General features: G+C 48.0%; 21 protein-coding genes. 16 read left to right on the top strand and 5 right to left on the bottom strand.

Annotation, left to right across the window (positions count from 1 at the left end; genetic code table 11):
* From BMZ54_RS23025 to BMZ54_RS22985, 9 genes are all read left to right on the top strand, one after another.
* Positions 1 to 227: integrase core domain-containing protein (locus tag BMZ54_RS23025; protein WP_143081112.1), on the top strand; the 227-nt coding region annotated here is incomplete at its 5' end.
* A 586-nt stretch (positions 228 to 813) separates the two neighbouring features.
* Positions 814 to 1,776, top strand: coding sequence for an outer membrane protein assembly factor BamD (locus tag BMZ54_RS23020; protein WP_089917822.1), 963 nt, complete (start codon positions 814 to 816; stop codon positions 1,774 to 1,776).
* A complete protein-coding gene (locus BMZ54_RS23015) occupies positions 1,745 to 2,086 on the top strand; it encodes a DNA-directed RNA polymerase subunit omega (protein ID WP_089917820.1) in 342 nt (113 codons plus the stop codon). The genes BMZ54_RS23020 and BMZ54_RS23015 overlap by 32 nt, the downstream gene beginning before the upstream one ends.
* A 230-nt stretch (positions 2,087 to 2,316) precedes the next feature.
* Complete coding sequence (coaBC, locus tag BMZ54_RS23010; RefSeq protein WP_089917818.1) at positions 2,317 to 3,540, top strand: bifunctional phosphopantothenoylcysteine decarboxylase/phosphopantothenate--cysteine ligase CoaBC; 1,224 nt, start codon at positions 2,317 to 2,319, stop codon at positions 3,538 to 3,540.
* A 37-nt stretch (positions 3,541 to 3,577) separates the two neighbouring features.
* The gene (gene porD / locus BMZ54_RS23005; RefSeq protein WP_238386656.1) at positions 3,578 to 4,492 is read left to right on the top strand and encodes a type IX secretion system protein PorD; all 915 of its coding nucleotides are present in this window, start codon (positions 3,578 to 3,580) and stop codon (positions 4,490 to 4,492) included.
* A gap of 23 nt (positions 4,493 to 4,515) precedes the next feature.
* On the top strand, positions 4,516 to 4,995 hold the full coding sequence (locus BMZ54_RS23000; protein WP_089917815.1) for a DUF4296 domain-containing protein: 480 nt from the start codon (positions 4,516 to 4,518) through the stop codon (positions 4,993 to 4,995).
* 19 nt (positions 4,996 to 5,014) lie between these two features.
* On the top strand, positions 5,015 to 5,707 hold the full coding sequence (locus tag BMZ54_RS22995) for a CoA transferase subunit A (RefSeq protein WP_089917813.1): 693 nt from the start codon (positions 5,015 to 5,017) through the stop codon (positions 5,705 to 5,707).
* Positions 5,708 to 5,805: 98 nt separating this feature from the next.
* The gene (locus BMZ54_RS22990) at positions 5,806 to 6,462 is read left to right on the top strand and encodes a 3-oxoacid CoA-transferase subunit B (RefSeq protein ID WP_089917810.1); all 657 of its coding nucleotides are present in this window, start codon (positions 5,806 to 5,808) and stop codon (positions 6,460 to 6,462) included.
* A 350-nt stretch (positions 6,463 to 6,812) separates the two neighbouring features.
* Entirely contained in the window at positions 6,813 to 7,652 is an 840-nt protein-coding gene (locus tag BMZ54_RS22985; RefSeq protein WP_143081111.1) for an aminotransferase class IV, read from the top strand.
* Here BMZ54_RS22985 and BMZ54_RS22980 read toward each other — a convergent pair.
* Both BMZ54_RS22980 and mqnB read right to left on the bottom strand, forming a co-directional pair.
* The gene (locus BMZ54_RS22980; protein WP_089917807.1) at positions 7,649 to 8,440 is read right to left on the bottom strand and encodes a 1,4-dihydroxy-6-naphtoate synthase; all 792 of its coding nucleotides are present in this window, start codon (positions 8,438 to 8,440) and stop codon (positions 7,649 to 7,651) included. The genes BMZ54_RS22985 and BMZ54_RS22980 overlap by 4 nt on opposite strands.
* 118 nt (positions 8,441 to 8,558) lie before the next feature.
* A complete protein-coding gene (gene mqnB / locus BMZ54_RS22975) occupies positions 8,559 to 9,221 on the bottom strand; it encodes a futalosine hydrolase (protein ID WP_089917805.1) in 663 nt (220 codons plus the stop codon).
* 61 nt (positions 9,222 to 9,282) lie between these two features.
* On the opposite strand from mqnB, the gene BMZ54_RS22970 reads away from it, so the two are divergent.
* The 3 genes from BMZ54_RS22970 to fabD all read left to right on the top strand — a co-directional run bounded on the left by BMZ54_RS22970 (position 9,283) and on the right by fabD (position 11,368).
* The gene (locus tag BMZ54_RS22970; protein ID WP_089917804.1) at positions 9,283 to 9,696 is read left to right on the top strand and encodes a 6-pyruvoyl trahydropterin synthase family protein; all 414 of its coding nucleotides are present in this window, start codon (positions 9,283 to 9,285) and stop codon (positions 9,694 to 9,696) included.
* 55 nt (positions 9,697 to 9,751) lie between these two features.
* Positions 9,752 to 10,339, top strand: a complete 588-nt coding sequence (gene folE / locus BMZ54_RS22965) for a GTP cyclohydrolase I FolE (RefSeq protein ID WP_089917802.1) — start codon at positions 9,752 to 9,754, stop codon at positions 10,337 to 10,339.
* A gap of 138 nt (positions 10,340 to 10,477) precedes the next feature.
* A complete protein-coding gene (gene fabD / locus BMZ54_RS22960) occupies positions 10,478 to 11,368 on the top strand; it encodes an ACP S-malonyltransferase (RefSeq protein ID WP_089917801.1) in 891 nt (296 codons plus the stop codon).
* A gap of 104 nt (positions 11,369 to 11,472) precedes the next feature.
* On the opposite strand, the gene BMZ54_RS22955 is transcribed toward fabD, so the two are convergent.
* A complete protein-coding gene (locus tag BMZ54_RS22955; RefSeq protein WP_162277649.1) occupies positions 11,473 to 12,315 on the bottom strand; it encodes a GNAT family N-acetyltransferase in 843 nt (280 codons plus the stop codon).
* 266 nt (positions 12,316 to 12,581) lie between these two features.
* Positions 12,582 to 13,043 carry a GNAT family N-acetyltransferase gene (locus tag BMZ54_RS22950; RefSeq protein ID WP_089917798.1) on the bottom strand — a complete coding sequence of 154 codons (462 nt, stop codon included), beginning with the start codon at positions 13,041 to 13,043 and terminating at the stop codon, positions 12,582 to 12,584.
* 99 nt (positions 13,044 to 13,142) lie between these two features.
* Between BMZ54_RS22950 and BMZ54_RS22945 the strand changes: the two genes are divergently transcribed.
* From BMZ54_RS22945 to BMZ54_RS22935, 3 genes are all read left to right on the top strand, one after another.
* Complete coding sequence (locus BMZ54_RS22945; RefSeq protein ID WP_202909327.1) at positions 13,143 to 13,838, top strand: NUDIX hydrolase; 696 nt, start codon at positions 13,143 to 13,145, stop codon at positions 13,836 to 13,838.
* Positions 13,839 to 13,960: 122 nt separating this feature from the next.
* Positions 13,961 to 15,889, top strand: a complete 1,929-nt coding sequence (locus BMZ54_RS22940; protein WP_089917796.1) for an ATP-binding protein — start codon at positions 13,961 to 13,963, stop codon at positions 15,887 to 15,889.
* A gap of 3 nt (positions 15,890 to 15,892) precedes the next feature.
* Positions 15,893 to 17,815, top strand: a complete 1,923-nt coding sequence (locus BMZ54_RS22935; RefSeq protein ID WP_089917794.1) for an ATP-binding protein — start codon at positions 15,893 to 15,895, stop codon at positions 17,813 to 17,815.
* A 75-nt stretch (positions 17,816 to 17,890) separates the two neighbouring features.
* Here the strand turns inward: BMZ54_RS22935 and BMZ54_RS22930 are convergent, their stop codons facing one another.
* Positions 17,891 to 18,889: a beta-ketoacyl-ACP synthase III gene (locus BMZ54_RS22930; RefSeq protein ID WP_089917792.1), complete on the bottom strand. Its 999-nt coding sequence runs from the start codon at positions 18,887 to 18,889 to the stop codon at positions 17,891 to 17,893.
* A gap of 147 nt (positions 18,890 to 19,036) precedes the next feature.
* Between BMZ54_RS22930 and ruvA the strand changes: the two genes are divergently transcribed.
* Positions 19,037 to 19,624 (top strand): Holliday junction branch migration protein RuvA, encoded by a 588-nt coding sequence (ruvA, locus tag BMZ54_RS22925; RefSeq protein ID WP_089917790.1) that lies wholly within the window; start codon positions 19,037 to 19,039, stop codon positions 19,622 to 19,624.
* Positions 19,625 to 19,649 lie beyond the last annotated feature (25 nt).

Raw genomic sequence — 19,649 nt, 5'->3', positions numbered from 1 at the left:
CAGAACGCGTAAATGGCATTTTAAAACATGAGTTTGGGCTGAAAAGGACGTTTAGCAACTATGGCGACGCCGTCAATGCTGTTGGTAAGGCCATCGACTATTATAACCGTGTCAGGCCTCATATGAGTTGTAACTATCTGACGCCCAATGAGGCACATACCAGAACAGGCCCTTTGGCCAAAAAATGGAAGCCAAGAAAAAAAACAATGAGTAAATTACCCTTGTAAAGCGCTCGCTGAAACAATCTACAACCTGTAAAGCCAATTCTGCATTCAATACGTCAACTGTAAGGTTTTTCTGTACTAAGACAAGCCATCTCTTATAAGGGATGGCTTATGTATAGCTCACATATAGTTCACATATAGCTTATATATGGCTTATCTCCTTTTTGCAACCGGTTGTTTCATGAATATCCGGGTAGGCGCAGATTATGAAATGGTTTGAAACTTCCCGGTTGCAGGCTATGAATCCTAAAGGGATACTCGCCTGGTGGTAAAAAGTGTGCAGAAACCAGTCGGCAATGAAGGCTGTTATCCTGAAGAGGTAGCAGCTGCGATGCTTCCTATTGATAACGTGCTGTTTATGAACGCTTTGATGCTTCCGGCAGCCGGCCATAATCGCTTATAGCCCTGGCATGCATTATCCAGCATAATAGCCGCCTCACCCAAACCCCGGATCTTTTTAAAAAAAATCAGCCAATTTCAGCAGTCCCGGCCCGGCCGATGATTTATGCCTTTTGGCAAAATTTTAACAGCGGCAAATATTGTCCAGCCCTACATTTACATTTAATTTGTACCTTTGCCCTTCTTTTTTATGAGGAAAATCTTTTTATACATCACACTGTTTGCATTGGTGGCGGCTTCGGCCTGTAATATGGAGCTGCGCCGGATAGAGAAAAGCAAGGACTTCGGTAAGAAGCTGGCCTATGCGGATAAGTTGTACAAGAAGAAAAAGTATACCCAGGCACAGATGCTGTACGAAGAGCTGTTCCCGGTATATAAAGGCACCGATAAATTTGAGCCCATCTATTACAAATATGCCTACTGCTCATATTATGTAAAGGATTATGTGCAGGCCGCCTTTCACTTCAAGAACTACCTGGACGCGTTCCCTAACAGCCCGCATGCTACGGAAGTAGATTATATGCAGGCCTATTGTTATTATAAACAATCGCCCAAGGTAAACCTGGACCAGACCAATACCATAAAGGCCATATCTGCCATGCAGACCTACATTAATAACTATCCTACATCGGATAAAGTAGCAGAGGCTAACCTGGTAATTGAGCTGTGCCGCCGCAAGCTGGAACAAAAAGAATACAACAGCGCCGAATTATATTATAACTTAGGGTATTATAAGTCTGCCGCTATTGCTTTTAAGAACCTGCAGCGTAACTACCCGGATTCTGATAAGAGCGATGGTTATAAGTATATGGCGATCAAGGCTTATTTCCAGTACGCTAAAAATAGCATCCTGGAAAAACAGAAAGAGCGCTATGAAGATGTGGTAACGGAATACATGGACTTTGCCGACCACTTCCCCAGCAGCAAAATGAAACCGGAAGCGGAAAAGTACTACGCCATGGCACAGGGCAATATCAAAACCCTGGACAGTGAAACCGAAAAGATAGAGAAGGAGCGTGCCCGCCGGGCCAAAGCAGCAAAAGCTGACATGAACAATCTTATTAACACGAATACTATTAATAACTATAACAATTCTTCTAACACCAATAAACCCTTGGAGAATGAGCAAAATAAAGAGAAATCTAACCAGTAGTTTAAATCCCTGGGTAGAAACCAAGAACACGACGGAGATAAAAGGCAAAACAGGCAATTTATACGAGTCTATTGCCGTTATTGCTAAGCGTGCCAACCAGATCAACATATCTGTAAAGGAAGAGCTGCACTCCAAGCTGGAAGAATTTGCCAGCCATACCGACAACCTGGAGGAAGTGCATGAGAACAAGGAGCAGATAGAAATATCCCGCTTTTATGAAAGAATGGCTAACCCGGCTATCCAGGCTACTTCAGAGTTCCTGGATGATAAGATCTACTTCCGCCGGAACGATGATGATCTGTACAGTTAAATAGTTAGCAGTTTGCAGTTGCCGGTTGGCAGTTCATTATGCAAACTGTTTATTATACTTTACTAAACTGGTTGGCAGTTTGTAGTGATCAGTACACAGTCAAAGACTGCTGACTGGCAACTGCAAACTGCCAACTTTTTTGTAGCTTGCCACCAAAGCCAGCCGGCAGTAGAGCCGGCTATTTGTAAAAAAGATCCACAGCAAGCTGTTGCCTGCAAACTCTGAAAACCATGTTACAAGGAAAAAAGATCCTCTTGGGTGTATCCGGTAGTATTGCTGCCTACAAAGCAGCTACCCTTATACGTTTGCTGGTAAAAGAAGGCGCCCAGGTAAAAGTTGTGATGACCGCTGCCGCCTGTGATTTTATTACTCCTCTTACACTCTCCACTTTATCCAAAAATGAAGTGCTGGTAGCCCTTACAAACGATCAAAGCTGGAATAACCACGTAACCCTGGGCCGCTGGGCCGATGTGATGCTGATAGCACCCGCATCTGCCAACACCATTGCTAAAATGGCGCAGGGCCTGTGCGATAACCTGCTGCAGGCAGTATACCTGTCGGCCACCTGCCCGGTATTATTTGCACCCGCTATGGATGAGGATATGTGGCACCACCCCGCCACCCGCCATAACATAGAAAAATTATTGTCGTACGGCCACCGGCAGCTGCCCGTTGAAAGCGGTGAGCTGGCCAGCGGTCTTTTTGGTGAAGGCCGGATGGCAGAGCCGGAAAACATTATAGCTTTCCTGCGCCAGTACTTCAACACCCCACAAACTAATATTCCTTTACAGCAGCCCTTAAAGGGCAAGCTGGCATTGGTAACGGCCGGCCCTACTGTGGAGCCTATTGACCCGGTGCGTTTTATCAGCAACCACTCCAGCGGTAAAATGGGTATTGCCATTGCAGATGCATTGGCCGCTGCCGGCGCTACCGTAAAGCTGGTGCTGGGGCCTACGCGTTATGCTCCGGCAGATCCCAGCGTGGAAACCATTCACATCACCACTGCGGCTGAAATGTTCAATAGCTGTATTGCCAACTATCCCATGTCGGATATTGTGGTAATGGCCGCTGCTGTAGCAGATTACCGCCCTAAAACCGTGGTGGATAAAAAGATCAAAAAGGGGAATGAGGATATGACGCTGGAGCTGGAAAAAACACACGATATACTGCGTACCCTGGGCAATAACAAAGGCCAGGACCAGCTGTTGGTGGGCTTTTCCCTGGAAACGAACAACGAAAAGGAATACGCGCTGAAAAAATTGAAAGACAAGAACCTGGACCTGGTAGTGCTGAACTCCCTGAAAGATGAAGGCGCCGGGTTTAACCACGATACCAATAAAGTGACCCTGTTTGACCGAGACGGTAAGGAAACTGCCCTGCCGCTGAAATCCAAACAGGAAGTAGCAAAGGATATTGTTTCGGCTATAATTGAATTGCAACATGAAAACAAATAGTCCACGGCCCACGGCCCACGCTCCAAGGCCCCGCCCTATGAGATATATTTTCTTAGCTTTTAGCTTTTGGCTTTTAGCTTTTAGCTCCGCTCATGCTCAGGAGATCCGCGCCAATGTAACCGTAGTGGCCGGCCAGGTAACGGGAGTGGATAAAAAGGTGTTCACCACCCTGCAGAACGCCATCAAGGAATTTTTAAATAACCGCCGCTGGACCAACGATTCCTATACTGTAGGCGAACGCATTGAATGCAACTTTATGCTGAATGTGCAGCAGGACCTGGGCTCCAATGCTTATAAGGCTGCGCTTACCATACAGGCTACCCGCCCGGTATTTAACTCCGGCTATGTAACCAGCCTGCTGAACACGCAGGATAATAATGTGGCTTTCCGTTATGTAGAATTTCAGCCGCTGGAGTTCAGTGATAACCGGGTAGTGGCCAATGATCCCATGGTATCTAACCTGACCGCTACCTTAGCATATTACGTGTACATTATACTGGGGCTGGATTACGATTCTTTCTCGCCCCGCGGTGGTGATGACTTTTTCAAAAAAGCGCTGAACATAGTAAGCAATGCGCCGGATGGTAAGGATATTGCCGGCTGGAAAGCATTTGAGGGTAACCGTAACCGTTACTGGCTGCAGGATAATTTGCTGAATGCAAAGTTCAGCCGCTTTCATGATGTAATGTACCAGTATCACCGCCAGGGCCTGGATGTGATGTATGATGATATGAACAAGGGCCGCGCAGCTGTTATGAACAGCCTGAACATGCTGTACGCCATTCAGCAGGATATTCCCAACTCTATGCTGCTGCAAACGTTCTTCACCGCCAAGTCGGACGAGCTGCTGAAAATATTTTCAAAAGCGCCGCCGCAGGACAAAAGCCGCGCTGCGCAAATGCTGGCACAGATGGATATAACGAATGCGAACAAGTATCAGCAAATGAAGTAAAGCAAGTGATTACGAACCAAACGATGACCATTATACGAAAGATAGTAATAGCTGTACTGCTGCTGGGCGCTGTAGCCTGCGGTAATGCAGATAAAGTGCCTTCCAACATACTGTCTAAGGAAAAAATGCGCGATATATTGCTGGATATGAACATGGCAGATGCCTACAGCTACGATATTTCACCCATGAGAGGCGTACCCCTGCCGGATTCTATGCGGCAATTAAAAGTAAAGGAATATTACCGGCAGATCCTGGACCTGCATCATATATCCGTTAAGGAATTTATGTTCAGCTACCGTTACTACGAATCGCACGCCAATCGCCTGAAAGAAGTGTATGATATGATGCAGGCCTCCATTGCAGAGGAGCGTAAGGCCCTGGAAGGCGAAGACAGAAGGCAGCAGTATGCCGACAATCCCGGCAGCTTTTTTCCATATCCCAAGAATACTGTAATTTCAAAAAAACAAGATACCATCTTTCCTTTCCTGAAAAGGAAACACTAACCCTGTAAAACACCAAAACATGAACAAAGTAGTGGCTAATGCTGATGAAGCCCTGCATGATATATCCGATGGCGCGGTATTAATGCTGGGAGGATTTGGGCTTAGCGGTATTCCGGAAAATTCCATTGCCGCCCTGGTACGTAAGGGCGTTAAACAGCTTACCTGTATTTCCAATAACGCGGGAGTGGATGATTTTGGCCTGGGCCTGCTGCTGCAAACCCGGCAGATCAAAAAGATGTTATCGTCTTATGTAGGCGAGAATGCAGAATTTGAAAGACAGCTGCTTAGCGGAGAGCTGGAAGTAGACCTTATTCCGCAGGGTACGCTGGCTACACGTATACAAATGGCCGGCATGGGCATTCCCGCCTTTTTTACACCGGCAGGTTATGGTACAGAGATAGCGGAAGGTAAAGAAGTGCGCGAGTTCAATGGCAAGCAATACCTGATGGAGCTGGCCCTGCATGCGGATTTCGCGATTGTAAAAGCCTGGAAAGGCGATACCATGGGCAACCTGGTGTTCCGTAAAACCACGCGCAATTTCAGCACTTCTATGGCCAAAGCAGGCAATATTACTATTGTGGAAGTAGAGCACCTGGTGCAGCCCGGAGAGCTGGACCCCGACCAGATACATGTACCGGGCATATATGTGCATCGCATTTTCCAGGGTAAGGATTATGAGAAGAGGATAGAGCGGAAGACCGTTAAAATGTAAAATGTGCAGATGAATGCCGCACGTGTGGCGTATTTCCAGGCAATTGGATCCGGCCCCAATAGAGCTGAGATCTAAATTCGTAAATCTAAAATTGAATCATGGCTTTAGATAAATATGGTATTGCAAAAAGAATAGCGCAGGAGCTGCAGGATGGCATGTATGTAAACCTGGGCATTGGGATCCCTACGCTGGTATCCAACTATGTGCCGGCAGGTATTTCCATTATGTTACAGTCTGAGAACGGGATGCTGGGTATGGGGCCCTATCCGGCCGAAGAAGATATTGACCCCGACCTGATCAATGCCGGTAAGGAAACCGTAACTGTATTACCTGGCGGCTGTTTTTTTGACTCCGCCGAAAGCTTTGGTATGATCCGCGCCGGTAAGGTGAACCTAACGGTGTTGGGCGCCATGGAAGTGGCTGATAACGGGGATATTGCCAACTGGAAAATACCCGGCAAAATGGTAAAAGGCATGGGCGGCGCTATGGACCTTGTTGCGGCAGCTCAAAATATTATTGTGGCCATGATGCACACTAACCCCAAAGGAGAAAGCAAGCTGCTGCCCCAGTGCAGCCTGCCGCTTACAGGCGTACGCTGCGTAAAAAAAATAGTAAGCGACCTTGCCGTATTAGCCGTTACGCCGCAGGGTTTTAAGCTGCTGGAACGCGCACCCGGCATTACTGTGGAAGAGATCAAAGCTAAAACCGCCGGCCGGCTGATCGTTGAGGGAGAGATACCTGAAATGAAAGTGTAAAATAGGAAGTAAGAGATAAGCTGTAAAACGATGAGTTTGATGTAAAATATTTTAAGGATATAGAAAATGGGTCAGGCTGCTAAGCGTGGCCCATTTCTTTTTAAGCCTTCAGGCAGCTTATAACGCACCGGCAACCCCTCATGGCTTCTTAAACCGCGTGACTGAGAGCAGACTGCAGTCCGCTGTCCGCAAAACAGTACATATGGATTTTGTATATATCATTAATCGCTCTACCTGCGACCTTAATTATTAATTCTTAATTGTTAATTATTAATTCCCCGGAGAAGTATCCCTTAAATTTTCGTAACTTAACTATCCTGTAAAAAACCTGTCACCAAAAAGCGTTCGAAGTGCAAGTTGGTCTTATTTGTTACAATGGAAGATTTCTTCCTGGATCAGAACCTATTTTTACGGCAGATAACCGTTCTTTCCGCTATGGAGACGGCTGTTTTGAAACCATGAAAGTGTACCAGGGACAGGTGCTGCTGTCGGACCTGCATTTTGAGCGGCTGGCCACCAGCATGAACCGCCTCCACTTTGATGTTCCCCTGAACTTTACCAAAGACTATTTTACCGGCCTTATTACAGAGTTATGCGCCCGCAATGGCTTATCCCGCCTGGCAAGGGTAAGGTTAACCGTATTCCGCTCCAATGGCGGTTTCTATGACCCGGTAGATAATACGCCCAATTTTATCATACAATGTTCAGAGCTGAACCGGCGCATTTTTGAGCTGAATGAGGATGGGCTTACCATAGATGTGTTCTCCGATGTCCGCAAGAGCTGTGATAAGCTCTCCAGCATTAAATCCAATAACTGCCTGGCCTATGTAATGGCCAGCATGTATGCCCGCCAGAACCAGCTGGATGAGGCTATTTTGCTGAACCATCACAACCGTATAGCAGATACTACCATTGCCAATTTATTTGTGGTGCGCGATGGGCAGATCATGACCCCTCCCTTATCAGAAGGTGGCGTATGCGGGGTAATGCGTAAACATCTCTTAAGAACAGAACTGCCGTTTAAGCTGGAAGAATATCCCCTCTCCATCACTGACCTGGAAAAGGCCGATGAGATCTTCCTCACCAATGCCATTTATGGCATCCGCTGGGTAGGGCGTTTCCGTAATACCCGTTACGGTAATGCTGCCGCCACAATTTTACACGAAGTACTGTTTGAAGGAGTGATCTAAAATCCCCCGGCTTTTTTCATTAGCAGGTCTACCGCTGCATGGCCTTCCTGGCCCAGGTCCAGGCTAAAATCATTTACATACAGATCAATATGCTGGCGCATTACGTTCTCGTCCATTTCCTGCGCATGCTGTGTTACATATTCAGATAATTTCGGATAATGCTGATAAGAATATTGAAGGCTTTTGTGGATTAGTGCATCTACCTGCTGCTGTATTTCCAGCGGTACATCTTTACGGATAAAAATGCCTCCCAGCGGAATAGGGCTGCCGGTGGTGCTTTCCCAGTACTCGCCCAGATCTATGATCTTTACGAGGCCTTTTTGCTGATAGGTAAAACGGTTTTCGTGAATAATAACGCCTACATCTGCACGGCCATCCAGCACAGCGCTTTCAATTTCAGAAAATACCATTACCTGCTTTTGTTTGGCTTCCGGGAAAGCAATGGAGAACAGCAGGTTGGCGGTAGTATTATCACCCGGAATAGCAATGCGGCAATCCTTCACATCTTCCGGGGCAATAGGTTTTTTAGCGATCAGTAAAGGGCCGCAGCCTCTGCCCAGGGCGCTGCCGCTGTTCAGCAGGTTGTACTGATCTTTTACTTTCCGGTACACTGCAAAACTGAGCTTGGTAACCGCCAGCTTGCCCTGTAACGCCCATTTGTTCAGGGTTTCCACATCCTGCAGGTCTGTGTTGAATCTTAATCCGTCCGTGTCGATCTTGTTGTTCACCATGGCATCAAAAATAAAAGTGTCATTTGGGCATGGTGAAAAACCTAATGATAAGTCCATTGTATGATTTTTTAGTTTTTAGTCCATAGTCTGTGGCCGATGGTCCATAGCCTACTCCGTATAGCTGTTTAACAAATTGCATTAGTTACACTATCTGACCTGCGATCTATGCCATGGACTATCGGCCATGGACCATGGACTCCACTGTCTCCACCAGTGCCTGGTTCAGGTTTTTAACCGCCAGCGGAATGTTCCACTTGCTCTTATCCCGTACCTCTACATAATTGGAGATACAGCGCAGCTGCAGAAAAGGTATGTTTTCCTGCAAGCAGGCAAAATGGAAAGCGGCGCCTTCCATACTTTCTATATCAGGCGTATATTTCTGCTGCAGGCGCTCAATGGAGGGCAGGCTGCCCGTTACCGTGTTAATGCTTACGCTGCTGCCTACCGGCAGGTCGGGGGTAAAGGGCAGGCCGGCAAAGGTGTTTACCAGGCTGGTATCTGCAAAAGGTGTTTGCCCGCTGTTCCAGAGTCCTATCTCAAAAAGATCTTTGAAGGTACCGGCGTCATCCACGCCCAGGTCGCCAAACTGTTCTTTACCGATCATAACTACCTGTCCTAAAGGCCAGCTATGGTTAAAGCTGCCGGCTATACCCGCCTGTATGGCTACATCCGGCCGTTTGGTGGCCAGGTATTTGCCCAGGTGCCAGGCGGTATGGGTGAGGCCTATGCCCCCGATCAGCACCTCGACCTGACAAGTTTGCGGCAGGCTGGCCTGGGATAAATATTCACTGAACGGTTTGATTTCCAGTGCTGTAGCGGCTACTACCAGTAGATTCATCCTGTAAACTTACGGCTGGCTCGCGGATTAATGGTATTTTTGCGAAAATTTTATTTCAATAATGATCTATTTAACGCGTGTGGAGAATTTCAATGCTGCGCATAAATTATCCAATCCCGCATGGAGCAAGGAAAAGAACCAGGAAGTGTTTGGGAAATGTGCCAATGATAACTGGCATGGTCATAACTATGAGTTACATGTAACAATAAAAGGCACCCCTGATCCGGAAACCGGGTTTGTATTTAATGCCAAAACTTTGGGCGATGTGATCAAAGACGTGATCGTGGAAAAGGTGGATCACCGCAACCTGAATATGGACGTGGATTTTATGGCAGGTAAATTCACCTCTGCCGAAAACCTGGCCATTGCCATCTGGGACGAGCTGGCTAAGAACTTACCTCCTGCAGCGCAGCTGCATTGCATTAAGTTATATGAAACGCCCCGCATCTATGTAGAGTATTACGGCGGTCAGTGAGCATTTGAACAAAAGACAGGACGCCGGCTTTAGAAATCAGAAATCGCACAACAAAATGGCATACAAAAAGACTGAGACATTTGATGAGCATGTGACCTCCGGTTTGATGGATAATTACAGGGAATGTTTGCAGCTGATAGGCGAAGATGCGGATCGGGAAGGCTTACAGAAAACGCCTGAACGCCTGGCCAAAGCCATGCAGTACCTTACACAGGGCTACCAGCTGGATGCCAAGGCCATCCTGCGCGGCGCTAAATTTACAGAGGCTTACAGCGAAATGGTGATCGTAAAGGATATAGAGCTGTATTCTTTATGTGAGCACCATATGCTGCCTTTTTTTGGCAAGGCCCATGTAGCGTATATACCTAATGGTTACATCACCGGGCTAAGCAAAATAGCACGTGTGGTAGATGTGTTTGCCCGCCGCCTGCAGGTGCAGGAGCGGTTAACGCACCAGGTGCTGGATGCTATCCAGGAAACGCTGGAACCGCTGGGTGTAGCCGTGGTAATTGAAGCGCAGCACCTGTGTATGATGATGCGCGGCGTGCAGAAACAGAATTCCGTTACCACCACATCGGGCTTCTCCGGCCAGTTTGAGGATGGCCGTACGCGCTCTGAATTTATGCGCCTCATTGGAAAATAACAGGGTAGTAAGTATCATATGTAACCTTCCGGGATCACATTCCTGGAAGGTTCTTTTATTATATTATTGGCTAATGTTTAAGTAACTGATTTTTTTGTTTTCTTTGCAAAGCTATTTCAATCTAAACTACAACGAGTAATGAAGCACGCTTACGTATTTCCCGGTCAGGGATCACAATTCCCCGGAATGGGAAAACAACTGTATGATACCAGCCCTAAAGCAAAGGCATTATTTGAGCAGGCTAACGACATACTGGGATTCCGCATTTCCGATACCATGTTCACCGGTACGGATGAAGACCTGAAACAAACCAATGTTACCCAGCCGGCTGTTTTCCTGCATGCCGTAGTAGCTTTCATGGGTATTGAAAATGCAAAACCGGATATGGTGGCAGGCCACTCCCTGGGCGAATTTTCTGCCCTGGTAGCCAATGGCACCTTGTCTTTTGAAGACGCGCTGCGCCTGGTATTTATACGCGCTACAGCTATGCAAAAGGCCTGTGCAACACAGCCTTCTACCATGGCTGCCGTACTGTCGCTGGATGATGCGAAGGTAGAGGAGATCTGCGCTGCAGTTACCAAAGAAACCGGTGAGGTAGTAGTGCCTGCCAACTATAACTGCCCGGGGCAGCTGGTGATCTCCGGTACGGTGAATGCGGTTAATATTGCCTGCGAAAGAATGAAGGCGGCCGGCGCCAAAAGAGCGCTGGTATTACCGGTGGGCGGCGCTTTCCACTCCCCGTTAATGGCCCCCGCCAAAGAAGAGCTGCAGGCGGCTATTGAGCGTACTGCCTTTAACACGCCCTCCTGCCCGGTGTACCAGAACGTGGTAGCCAAAGCTATCAGCGACCCGGCGCAGATCAAACAAAACCTGATCGACCAGCTGACCGGCGCTGTAAGATGGACACAATCCGTACAGGCAATGGTAGCGGACGGCGGTACAGAATTTACTGAAGTAGGCCCGGGTAAAGTATTACAGGGCCTGATCCTGAAGATCCATAAAGAAGCAGTGGTGAATGGTGTGAGTTGATGTGCCCATATGCAAATATGCAAATGTGCAGATGAGGAAAAATGATCTTCATTTACACGTTTGCATATTTGTGTTTTAGCGCATACTGTTCTTTATTTGCACCTCTACACATGCAGTTCCATTTCCCATTGCTTCACAGTCGCCTCAAACCCTGCTCGTAGCAGGAATTGCTGTAAGCCCTTGTTATCATCCGTAATATTAATAATGGAAAAAGGCCCCTGCAGCACCTGTATAACATGCTGTAGCAATGCGCTGCCAATGCCTTTGCGCCGGTGCTGCGGATGTACGCCCAGCTGGCGGATACGTTTGTTGCTGGCGTATACACTGATGAATCCCGCAATTTCGTTTTGCTCATAGGCCAGCCAGGTAAGGGTATGCTGGCCTTCCCGCTGAATACTGGCAGTGCTGTTGGCCCAGCCGGGCGCCTGGTCTGTAAAGGTGTTCAGCAGCGCCCAGTTGGGATTGGCAGCCGTGCGGATGGTAATATTTTTGCGTGCCTGTTTTATAAAAGGCTGTCCTTTATAGCAATGAAAAAAACGGGTTTTTGTAAAGCCACTGTTCTCATATGCTTTAATGGCGGGGGTATTGGTGCTGATAACCTCCAGCAATATACGCTGCACACCTTCCTGTTTATACTGTTGCCGGTAATGCGCATACATGCGCTGCACCAGGTGCTGTCCGCGGTAGGCCGGTATTACGCCGGTACCGCCGTTATACAGCAATGCGGGGTTAGGCCAGGTATCTGCCCCATGTAATATAAAACCTGCCAGCGCCGGGCCGTCAAAAGCGCCAATGCAGTGGGAGAGGCGTACGTTCTCACCCAGCAGCTTTTGTTCCAGCAAGGGCACAGTTAACTGGAACGGTACTATATAATCGCTGAAAGCAAGGTTAAAAACGCTGCAAAGCTCCGGCAGCGTAATGTTTTGAAGATGGGAGAAGCGGATCATGGTTGTTTTTAGTCCATGGTCCATAGTCAATGATCCATGGCGGTTTTCATATTGGAAAGCGGTTCACGGACCACAGTCCACTGGCCACGGTTAATTTACTGGATTTATTGATATTATGATCATGGCAGTTTGTATGCTTATAGCACCGGCTATGATCATTCCTCACAAAGAATAAACGCGCTTCAGGTCGCGGACCGTGGACCATCGTCTAGGGTCCTGCCCTGCGCTATACACCATGGACTATGGACCATCGGCCATGGACTCATCTACAGATCAATACTCCCGTTCCACCATTCCGGGTCAAACTTCGCATTATACTTTTTATAAAAATTAATGGCCGGCTCATTCCATTCCAGCACCTGCCAGGTAAGACCATTGAACTGTTTTTCCTTTGCTTCTGCGATCAGCTGATCAAACAGCAGCTTGCCAATACCCTTACCACGATAGCGTTCAGATACCACAATATCCTCCAGGTACATCCGGCAGCCTTTCCAGGTTGAGTAACGAATGTAATACAATGCAAAACCGGCAATAAACTCCTGCCCATTCTCTACCGTTACCGCTACAAAGGCCTTCCATACCGGTGCGGGGCCAAAGCCAGCATTCTCAAAATGTTCCAGGCTAACGGTTACCTCCTGGGGCGCCTTCTCATACTCCGCCAGTTCCCGGATCAGCTCCAGCAGCCGGGGACAGTCTTCTTTTCGCGCAATCCTGATTGTGATGCTCATTACTTTAAGTGATTAGTTGATAACATGGATATAACTCCCTGGTAATAATTCGTAAATCTAAAATCTAAAATCGTAAATTGGTAATAACCCGGTAGCGTTATGATGGTATCTTCTTTTTATGCCGGTGAACCCCGGCACCTGGTAGCAGTAGACGGCATTATATTCGGTTTTGAAGACAGCAGGCTTAAATTGCTGGTGATCCAGCGCAAGGTAGATCCTAAGCAGGGTGAGTGGTCGCTGGTAGGCGGTTTTGTGCAGGAAGGCGAAAGCACGGATGCTGCTGCCGCCCGCGTGCTTAAACAAACCACCGGCCTGGAAAACATTTTCATGGATCAACTGGGCTGCTATGGTGAAGTGGAAAGGGATAGCGGCGCCCGCGTGATCTCTATTGCCTATTACGCCCTCATACGCATTAAGGAGCATGATCATATACTGGCTACAGAACATGGTGCACACTGGCTGGAGCTGCATCAGATACCCCCGCTTATCTTTGACCACGGCCGCATGATAGCAGATGCCCTGAAAAAGCTGAAGGACAACGCACATTTTCACCCCATTGGTTTTGAACTGCTGCCGGAGAAATTTACCCTGTCGCAGCTGCGAAGTCTGTACGAAGAGATATACCAGCATGAGCTGGACCGGCGCAACTTCCGCAAAAAGATACTGGCAATGAGCATACTGGAAAAGCTGGATGAAAAAGATAAAACCACCTCAAAAAAAGGAGCGCACCTGTACCGGTTCGATAAACAAAAATATGAACAGCTAACCCGCCGGGGATTTGTATTTGAGATCTAGTGACGGCGCGTTGTTACGTTCTTTCCGTTATCTTCACATATAATACTTCTTTTTACATGGATATTATTTAGTATGCGTTAAGCCGTAATGTAGTGGACCATCTTCAGCGTAATAAATATATTATGAGATGGGGGGTTATTTGTGTGTGGCTGATATGTGAAGCAGCTGTATTAAGGGGCCAAAGTCAGGAGATCAGCCGGCTAAAAGCACAATTACCCCGGATAAAGGATAGCACGCAATACGTGGATATCCTGAACCGCCTTTCTGTGCTATACCTGCCCCAAAACCTGGATACCTGTTTACTTTACACCAATGCAGCACGCAGCATAGCAGACCGGCAGCACTATTTAAGAGGGCAGGCCGGAGGTTGGATGAACCAGGGCAATTATTACGCCCTCCGTTCCAACAGCTTTTTATCATACCGTTCTTACCTGCATGCCTTACGCGCCTATGAAAAGCTGGGCGATAGCGCGGCCGTATGCCAGGCGCTTGCCAATATGGCTATTTATTACAAATACATAGGGCAGCAGGCAGCTGCCGTGCAGTACATGCAGCAGGCCATGCATAAAAGCCGCAGCGTGCATAATGATTCCCTGTATGCCACCGTACTGGTGAGCTATTACTTTGTGCATGAAGATGACAGCCTGCATGCAGATTCTGTACAATGGGCGCTGGCAAAGGTGCGCAGCCTGGCAAACCAGTACCATGATGAACGCACGCAGTTAAAATGCGGGTTGTACGAAGCAAATGAACGCATAAAAAAAGGCGATGCTGCCGGCGCGGAAAAACAGCTGCTGCAAATAATACAGCAGGCAGCTGCCAATGGCTATACTTACCTGGCCATGTATGCCAGCGCACAGCTGGCCGGTTATAAAGGTTACTTTAAACAGCCGGATTCTTTACAGTATAAAGTGAGCATGGTGCAATACGGCGTAGCAGGTGGTTACTGGGAGCTTATATTACCTATGACCACAGCGTTGTATACCTACTACACGCAGCATGGACAGCCCGCTGCTGCGGCCCGGTACAGCCATTTAATGCTAAGCATACTGGAAAAAGAACAAGCCGCAAGAACACAGGGCGAGCTGGATTATATGGCCTATTATCAGCAGAATGGCCGCCTGAATGCCTTGCAGCTACAGCACCATTTACAGCAGGCAAAGCTGGATAAAAAACGCCTGGAAAACCGCAAACGCCAGTACCTGGTAGGCGGTATGATCCTGTCATTGGTGCTGGTAATGCTGCTGCTTACCTTCTTTTATTACGCATATAAAAGATCACGGGAGAATGGTATACGGCTTACAGAAAAATACCGCGAGATCAGTGAAAAGAACACCCTGCTGCAAACGCATGATGATTTTAAGAACAAGCTGATATCCCTTATTGCGCACGACTTTCGCATGCCGCTGGTGAACATACTGGAGATCATGAACTTTTTGCAGGAGCATTCCTTGGGCCCGGAGGAAGCGGCTTCCCTTTTAACCGGTGTAGAACGCAGCTCCCAAAACACGCTGCACACTTTTGACAGTATACTGCGCTGGATCAATTCCCAGCTATCCGGTTTTGTATATGCACCGGAGCCCTGCCACGTGCAGGAGCTGGTGAACATTGCGCTGCAAAGCCTTACAGATGTGATCTCCGAAAAACAGGTGCAGGTGAATGTACGTATCCCCGGCAATGTATGCGTGCTGGCAGAGTGCGAAATGCTGCAGTTTGTGCACCGTAATTTTATTCACAACGCGCTTAAGTTCTCGCCCCGCCATGGCAGTATTTATGTAACAGCTGCTGTTGATGAAGGGCAGGTGACCATAACGGTAACCGATGAAGGCGCAGGCATACCGGAACATTTATTACCGCACCTGTTTGAGTACCATGCAGACCGGCCGCGTAAAGGGCCACAGCAGGGCGCCGGGCTGGCGCTGATCATTTGCCGGGATTTTATGAACATGATGAAAGGCAGTGTGCAGGCAGCCAACAGCGGCAGCCGGGGCGCAGCCTTATCTTATACCTTACCACAGGTTGAATGTACAGATCCTTCAACCACCAGTTAAACAATGCAGCGTATTATACTGTACATATTGCTTTGCGGCAGCTTGTTGCCGGGGACCTTCCGGGCCAGGGCACAGTCTGCGGAAATAGCAGGCCTGCGCAGCAGCTTACCCTTTGCAAAGGATAGTATGGCGTATGTGGATATGCTGAACCAATTAGGCATGTACTATCACCTGAGCAATATAGACAGCTGTTTTCTGCTGGCTACCAAAGCCCGGGAAATAGCGCTACGCCTGCATTACAAAAGGGGAGAAGCAGGTGCGCTGAAAAACCTGGGTATTGTATACGGGCAGCAGTTCAGCATACAACAGGCCATTGCATATGAAAAGGCAGCTATGGCCTTATACCTTGCCAGTGGCGACTCAGCCAACGTTTGCCACATGATGAACAACCTGAGTATTGACTATGAAGCAGCAGGCAACAAACCACTGGAGCTATACTATGAGCAGCAGGCCATGGCCTGGGGCAGCCGCCTTTCCAACGACTCTATGTATAGCCTGGTGCTAAGCAACTATATCATTAAATACACAAAAGACAGTACCAAACAGCATGCTGTTAAATGGGCATATGATCAGCTGCGTAACATTACCGCACGTTATCCTTACTCACGGGAATGGCTATATGCAAAAATGTTTGAAGCGGTTACCCTGTTAAAGCAGGGGCATGGCAGGGAGGGGGAAGTATTGATCAATAAGGTGGCTGATACGGCTATACAAAAGGGATTCCTGCACCTGGGCATAGCAGCGTACTTCCGGGTGCTCGACGATTTTATTCCGATGGGTTACCCGGCAGATAGTGTGCTGTATGCCGCAAAAATATTTAAGCTCTCGCAGCAGGCCGGGTATTATGAGCTGATGATGAAAATGCTGCCTTATTTGTACCGGCACTATGAAAAGGTGAATGATGCGGATAAGATTGCTTACTATGGCAATGGCATCCGCCAGCTGGCGCTGCACCAGCTAACCCTGCAACGGCAACGGGGAGAGATCAATTACCTGGAATATTTTATGAAGGAGCAGGAAATGCAATCGCTGCAGCTGCGCAACCAGGTGCAGCAACAGGCCATTGAAAGAAGTAACCTGGAACGGGTTACGCGCCGCATCCTCATCTGGTTCCTGGCAGCGCTGCTGGTATTGTTAACCGGCATTACCATTGTGTATTACCGGTATTACCGCAACTCCCGCAAATATGAGCTGCGTGTGGATAATATGAACAGGTCTATTGCGGAAAAGAACCGTTTGTTACGCTCCAATGATGATTTTAAGAATAAGCTGATCTCAGTAATAGCACATGATTTCCGTGACCCGTTAAACAACATCATTCGCATGGCAGCCATGCTGCAGGCCCACTCGCTGGATAAACCTGCCATGGAGCAGCTCACCAGCCAGATAGCGGATTCCGCTGCAGAAACCCTGGCTGTTTTTGATAACATTCTGCGGTGGATCAAATCACAGCTTTCAGGATTTATATATGCTCCTGCGCCCTGTAACATTTATTCCATGATGACGGAAGCCCTGCCAAGCATTCAACATGCCGCGCAGGAAAAAAAGGTGAGCATTAGTATACAGGTGCCGGATGATATACAGGTAGCGGCAGAGCGGGAAATGTTACAGTTTGTGCACCGCAGCCTGTTAAACAGCGCCATTAGCTTTTCCACGCCGGGCGGGCAGGTGCAGGTATTAACCACCGGGGATGCGGGCGCCGTAAAAGTATGGGTAAAGGTATTACAGATCAACATTACAGCGGCTATGCTGCCGCATTTGTTTGAATACCGGGGAACCAGCTATTACAAGGGATTCCGCCGGCACGATGCCGAGCTGGCCCTGGTGATCTGTAAAGATTTTATGGATAAGATGGGCGGCCATATCAGCGCCGCACCGGAAAAGGGAGGGTTTGCGTTTGTGTATGAGTTACCGTCGTTTCATTAGTTTGCAGTTGGCAGTTTACAGTTGGCAGTCATGAAACAACCGCTTACTGCCAACTGCCAACTGTTTACTGCCAACTTATTTCGGGTCGTACGCCCACTTAATATAGCTCGCGCCCCAGGTAAAGCCGCCGCCAAAGGCTGCCAGCACCAGGTTATCGCCTTTTTTCAGCTGTTTTTCGTAATCCCATAAACAAAGAGGAATAGTACCGCCGGTGGTGTTGCCGTAGCGCTCAATGTTCATCATCACCTTTGCTTCCGGCAGTCCCATACGCTGGGCGGTGGCGTCTATAATACGCTTGTTGGCCTGGTGGGGTACCAGCCAGGAAACCGTGTCGGCTGTCAGCTGGTTGCGTTGCATAATATCATGCGCAGCTTCCGCCATATTGGCCACCGCATATTTAAACACCATTTTACCTTCCTGGTACACGTAATGTTCCCGGTTGGTAACAGTTTCTATGCTGGCGGGTTTAATGGAGCCGCCTGCCTTCATGTGCAGGTATTCACGGCCGTGGCCATCGCTTTTCAGAATGCTGTCCACCAGGCCGTAACCTTCTGTATTGGCCTCCAGCAATACGCCGGCGGCGCCATCCCCGAAAATAATGCAGGTAGTACGGTCAGAGTAGTCCATAATGGCGCTCATCTTATCCGCTCCTATCACCATCACCTTTTTATAACGGCCGCTTTCAACAAAACGGGCGCCGGTATCCAGTGCATATAAAAAGCCAGAGCAGGCTGCGTTAATATCAAATCCCCAGGCGTTCTTAGCCCCTATCTTATCCGTTACCACGTTAGCTGTAGCCGGAAAAACCATGTCCGGTGTTACGGTAGCTACAATCAGCAGGTCTATTTCCTCGGGGCTGATACCTCTTTTGCGGCATATTTCCAGTGCTACCGGTACACACAGATCAGAAGTACCCTTGCCTTCCCCTTTCAGTATCCTTCTTTCCTTTATCCCCGTGCGGGTGGTGATCCATTCATCCGTGGTATCTACCAGTTTTTCCAGTTCTTTATTGGTAAGTACGTAGTCAGGAACATAACCACCCACCGCTGTAATAGCGGCCGTAATTTTACTCATATGTAGGAACAATTGTTTTACTAGGGGGCAAAAATACGATATTAAAAGAAAATCAAAAGTCTTATGTTGTCATAACGAACCGGAAGTTCAAGTAAAGCACAATCACTTACGAGTTTTTCCGTAAGTTTGCGCCTTTATAAATCCTGTATGATCGCTTACCTTACCGGAAAATTAACCCACAAGTCTCCTGCAATGGTGTATGTAGAAGTGCAGGGGGTGGGATATGAGGTACAGATCAGTTTAAATACCTACTCCCGGATCCAGGGGATGGAAAACTGCAAGCTGCTCACCTTTTTGCATATAAAAGAGGATGCCCATACCCTATATGGCTTCTTTGACGATGCGGAACGCAGCATGTTCCTGCTGCTGCTGGGCGTATCCGGCATAGGGGCGTCCACGGCCCGTATGATGTTATCCTCCCTGCAACCGGAAGACATTCAGCGCGCTATTGCCATGGAAAACGAGAAAATGCTGGAAAGCATTAAAGGCATCGGCGCCAAAACGGCAAAACGGATCATTCTGGAGTTAAAAGACAAGATAAAAAGGCAGAAAGAAACAGGACCACAATTATCTGTTAGCACAAACAATACATTGCAGGAAGATGCGTTAAATGCATTGGTAACCCTGGGGATAGCCCGTAACGTGGCAGAACAGGCTATTCAAAGGGTACTGAAAACAGAACCACTATTGCAGGACTTGGAAGGGCTCATAAAAAAATCCCTGAAAAGTCTATAATTTTATTACCCTGACCTCTATAAAA

Source organism: Chitinophaga rupis, assembly GCF_900109685.1.
Classification (GTDB): Bacteria; Bacteroidota; Bacteroidia; order Chitinophagales; family Chitinophagaceae; genus Chitinophaga; species Chitinophaga rupis.
This window is presented reverse-complemented; position numbering and strand designations above follow the sequence as displayed.

Bases quoted from the DNA above. Each gene is read 5' to 3' on its own strand.
- BMZ54_RS22950 (WP_089917798.1), bottom strand. From the start codon at position 13,043: ATGAGCATCACAATCAGGATTGCGCGAAAAGAAGACTGTCCCCGGCTG.
- porD (WP_238386656.1), top strand. From the start codon at position 3,578: ATGAGATATATTTTCTTAGCTTTTAGCTTTTGGCTTTTAGCTTTTAGC.
- BMZ54_RS22955 (WP_162277649.1), bottom strand. From the start codon at position 12,315: ATGATCCGCTTCTCCCATCTTCAAAACATTACGCTGCCGGAGCTTTGC.
- BMZ54_RS23000 (WP_089917815.1), top strand. From the start codon at position 4,516: ATGACCATTATACGAAAGATAGTAATAGCTGTACTGCTGCTGGGCGCT.
- fabD (WP_089917801.1), top strand. From the start codon at position 10,478: ATGAAGCACGCTTACGTATTTCCCGGTCAGGGATCACAATTCCCCGGA.
- BMZ54_RS22995 (WP_089917813.1), top strand. From the start codon at position 5,015: ATGAACAAAGTAGTGGCTAATGCTGATGAAGCCCTGCATGATATATCC.
- BMZ54_RS22930 (WP_089917792.1), bottom strand. From the start codon at position 18,889: ATGAGTAAAATTACGGCCGCTATTACAGCGGTGGGTGGTTATGTTCCT.
- BMZ54_RS22945 (WP_202909327.1), top strand. From the start codon at position 13,143: ATGATGGTATCTTCTTTTTATGCCGGTGAACCCCGGCACCTGGTAGCA.
- BMZ54_RS22980 (WP_089917807.1), bottom strand. From the start codon at position 8,440: ATGGACTTATCATTAGGTTTTTCACCATGCCCAAATGACACTTTTATT.
- BMZ54_RS22940 (WP_089917796.1), top strand. From the start codon at position 13,961: ATGAGATGGGGGGTTATTTGTGTGTGGCTGATATGTGAAGCAGCTGTA.
- BMZ54_RS23015 (WP_089917820.1), top strand. From the start codon at position 1,745: ATGAGCAAAATAAAGAGAAATCTAACCAGTAGTTTAAATCCCTGGGTA.
- folE (WP_089917802.1), top strand. From the start codon at position 9,752: ATGGCATACAAAAAGACTGAGACATTTGATGAGCATGTGACCTCCGGT.
- coaBC (WP_089917818.1), top strand. From the start codon at position 2,317: ATGTTACAAGGAAAAAAGATCCTCTTGGGTGTATCCGGTAGTATTGCT.
- BMZ54_RS22970 (WP_089917804.1), top strand. From the start codon at position 9,283: ATGATCTATTTAACGCGTGTGGAGAATTTCAATGCTGCGCATAAATTA.
- BMZ54_RS22990 (WP_089917810.1), top strand. From the start codon at position 5,806: ATGGCTTTAGATAAATATGGTATTGCAAAAAGAATAGCGCAGGAGCTG.
- ruvA (WP_089917790.1), top strand. From the start codon at position 19,037: ATGATCGCTTACCTTACCGGAAAATTAACCCACAAGTCTCCTGCAATG.
- BMZ54_RS23020 (WP_089917822.1), top strand. From the start codon at position 814: ATGAGGAAAATCTTTTTATACATCACACTGTTTGCATTGGTGGCGGCT.
- mqnB (WP_089917805.1), bottom strand. From the start codon at position 9,221: ATGAATCTACTGGTAGTAGCCGCTACAGCACTGGAAATCAAACCGTTC.
- BMZ54_RS22935 (WP_089917794.1), top strand. From the start codon at position 15,893: ATGCAGCGTATTATACTGTACATATTGCTTTGCGGCAGCTTGTTGCCG.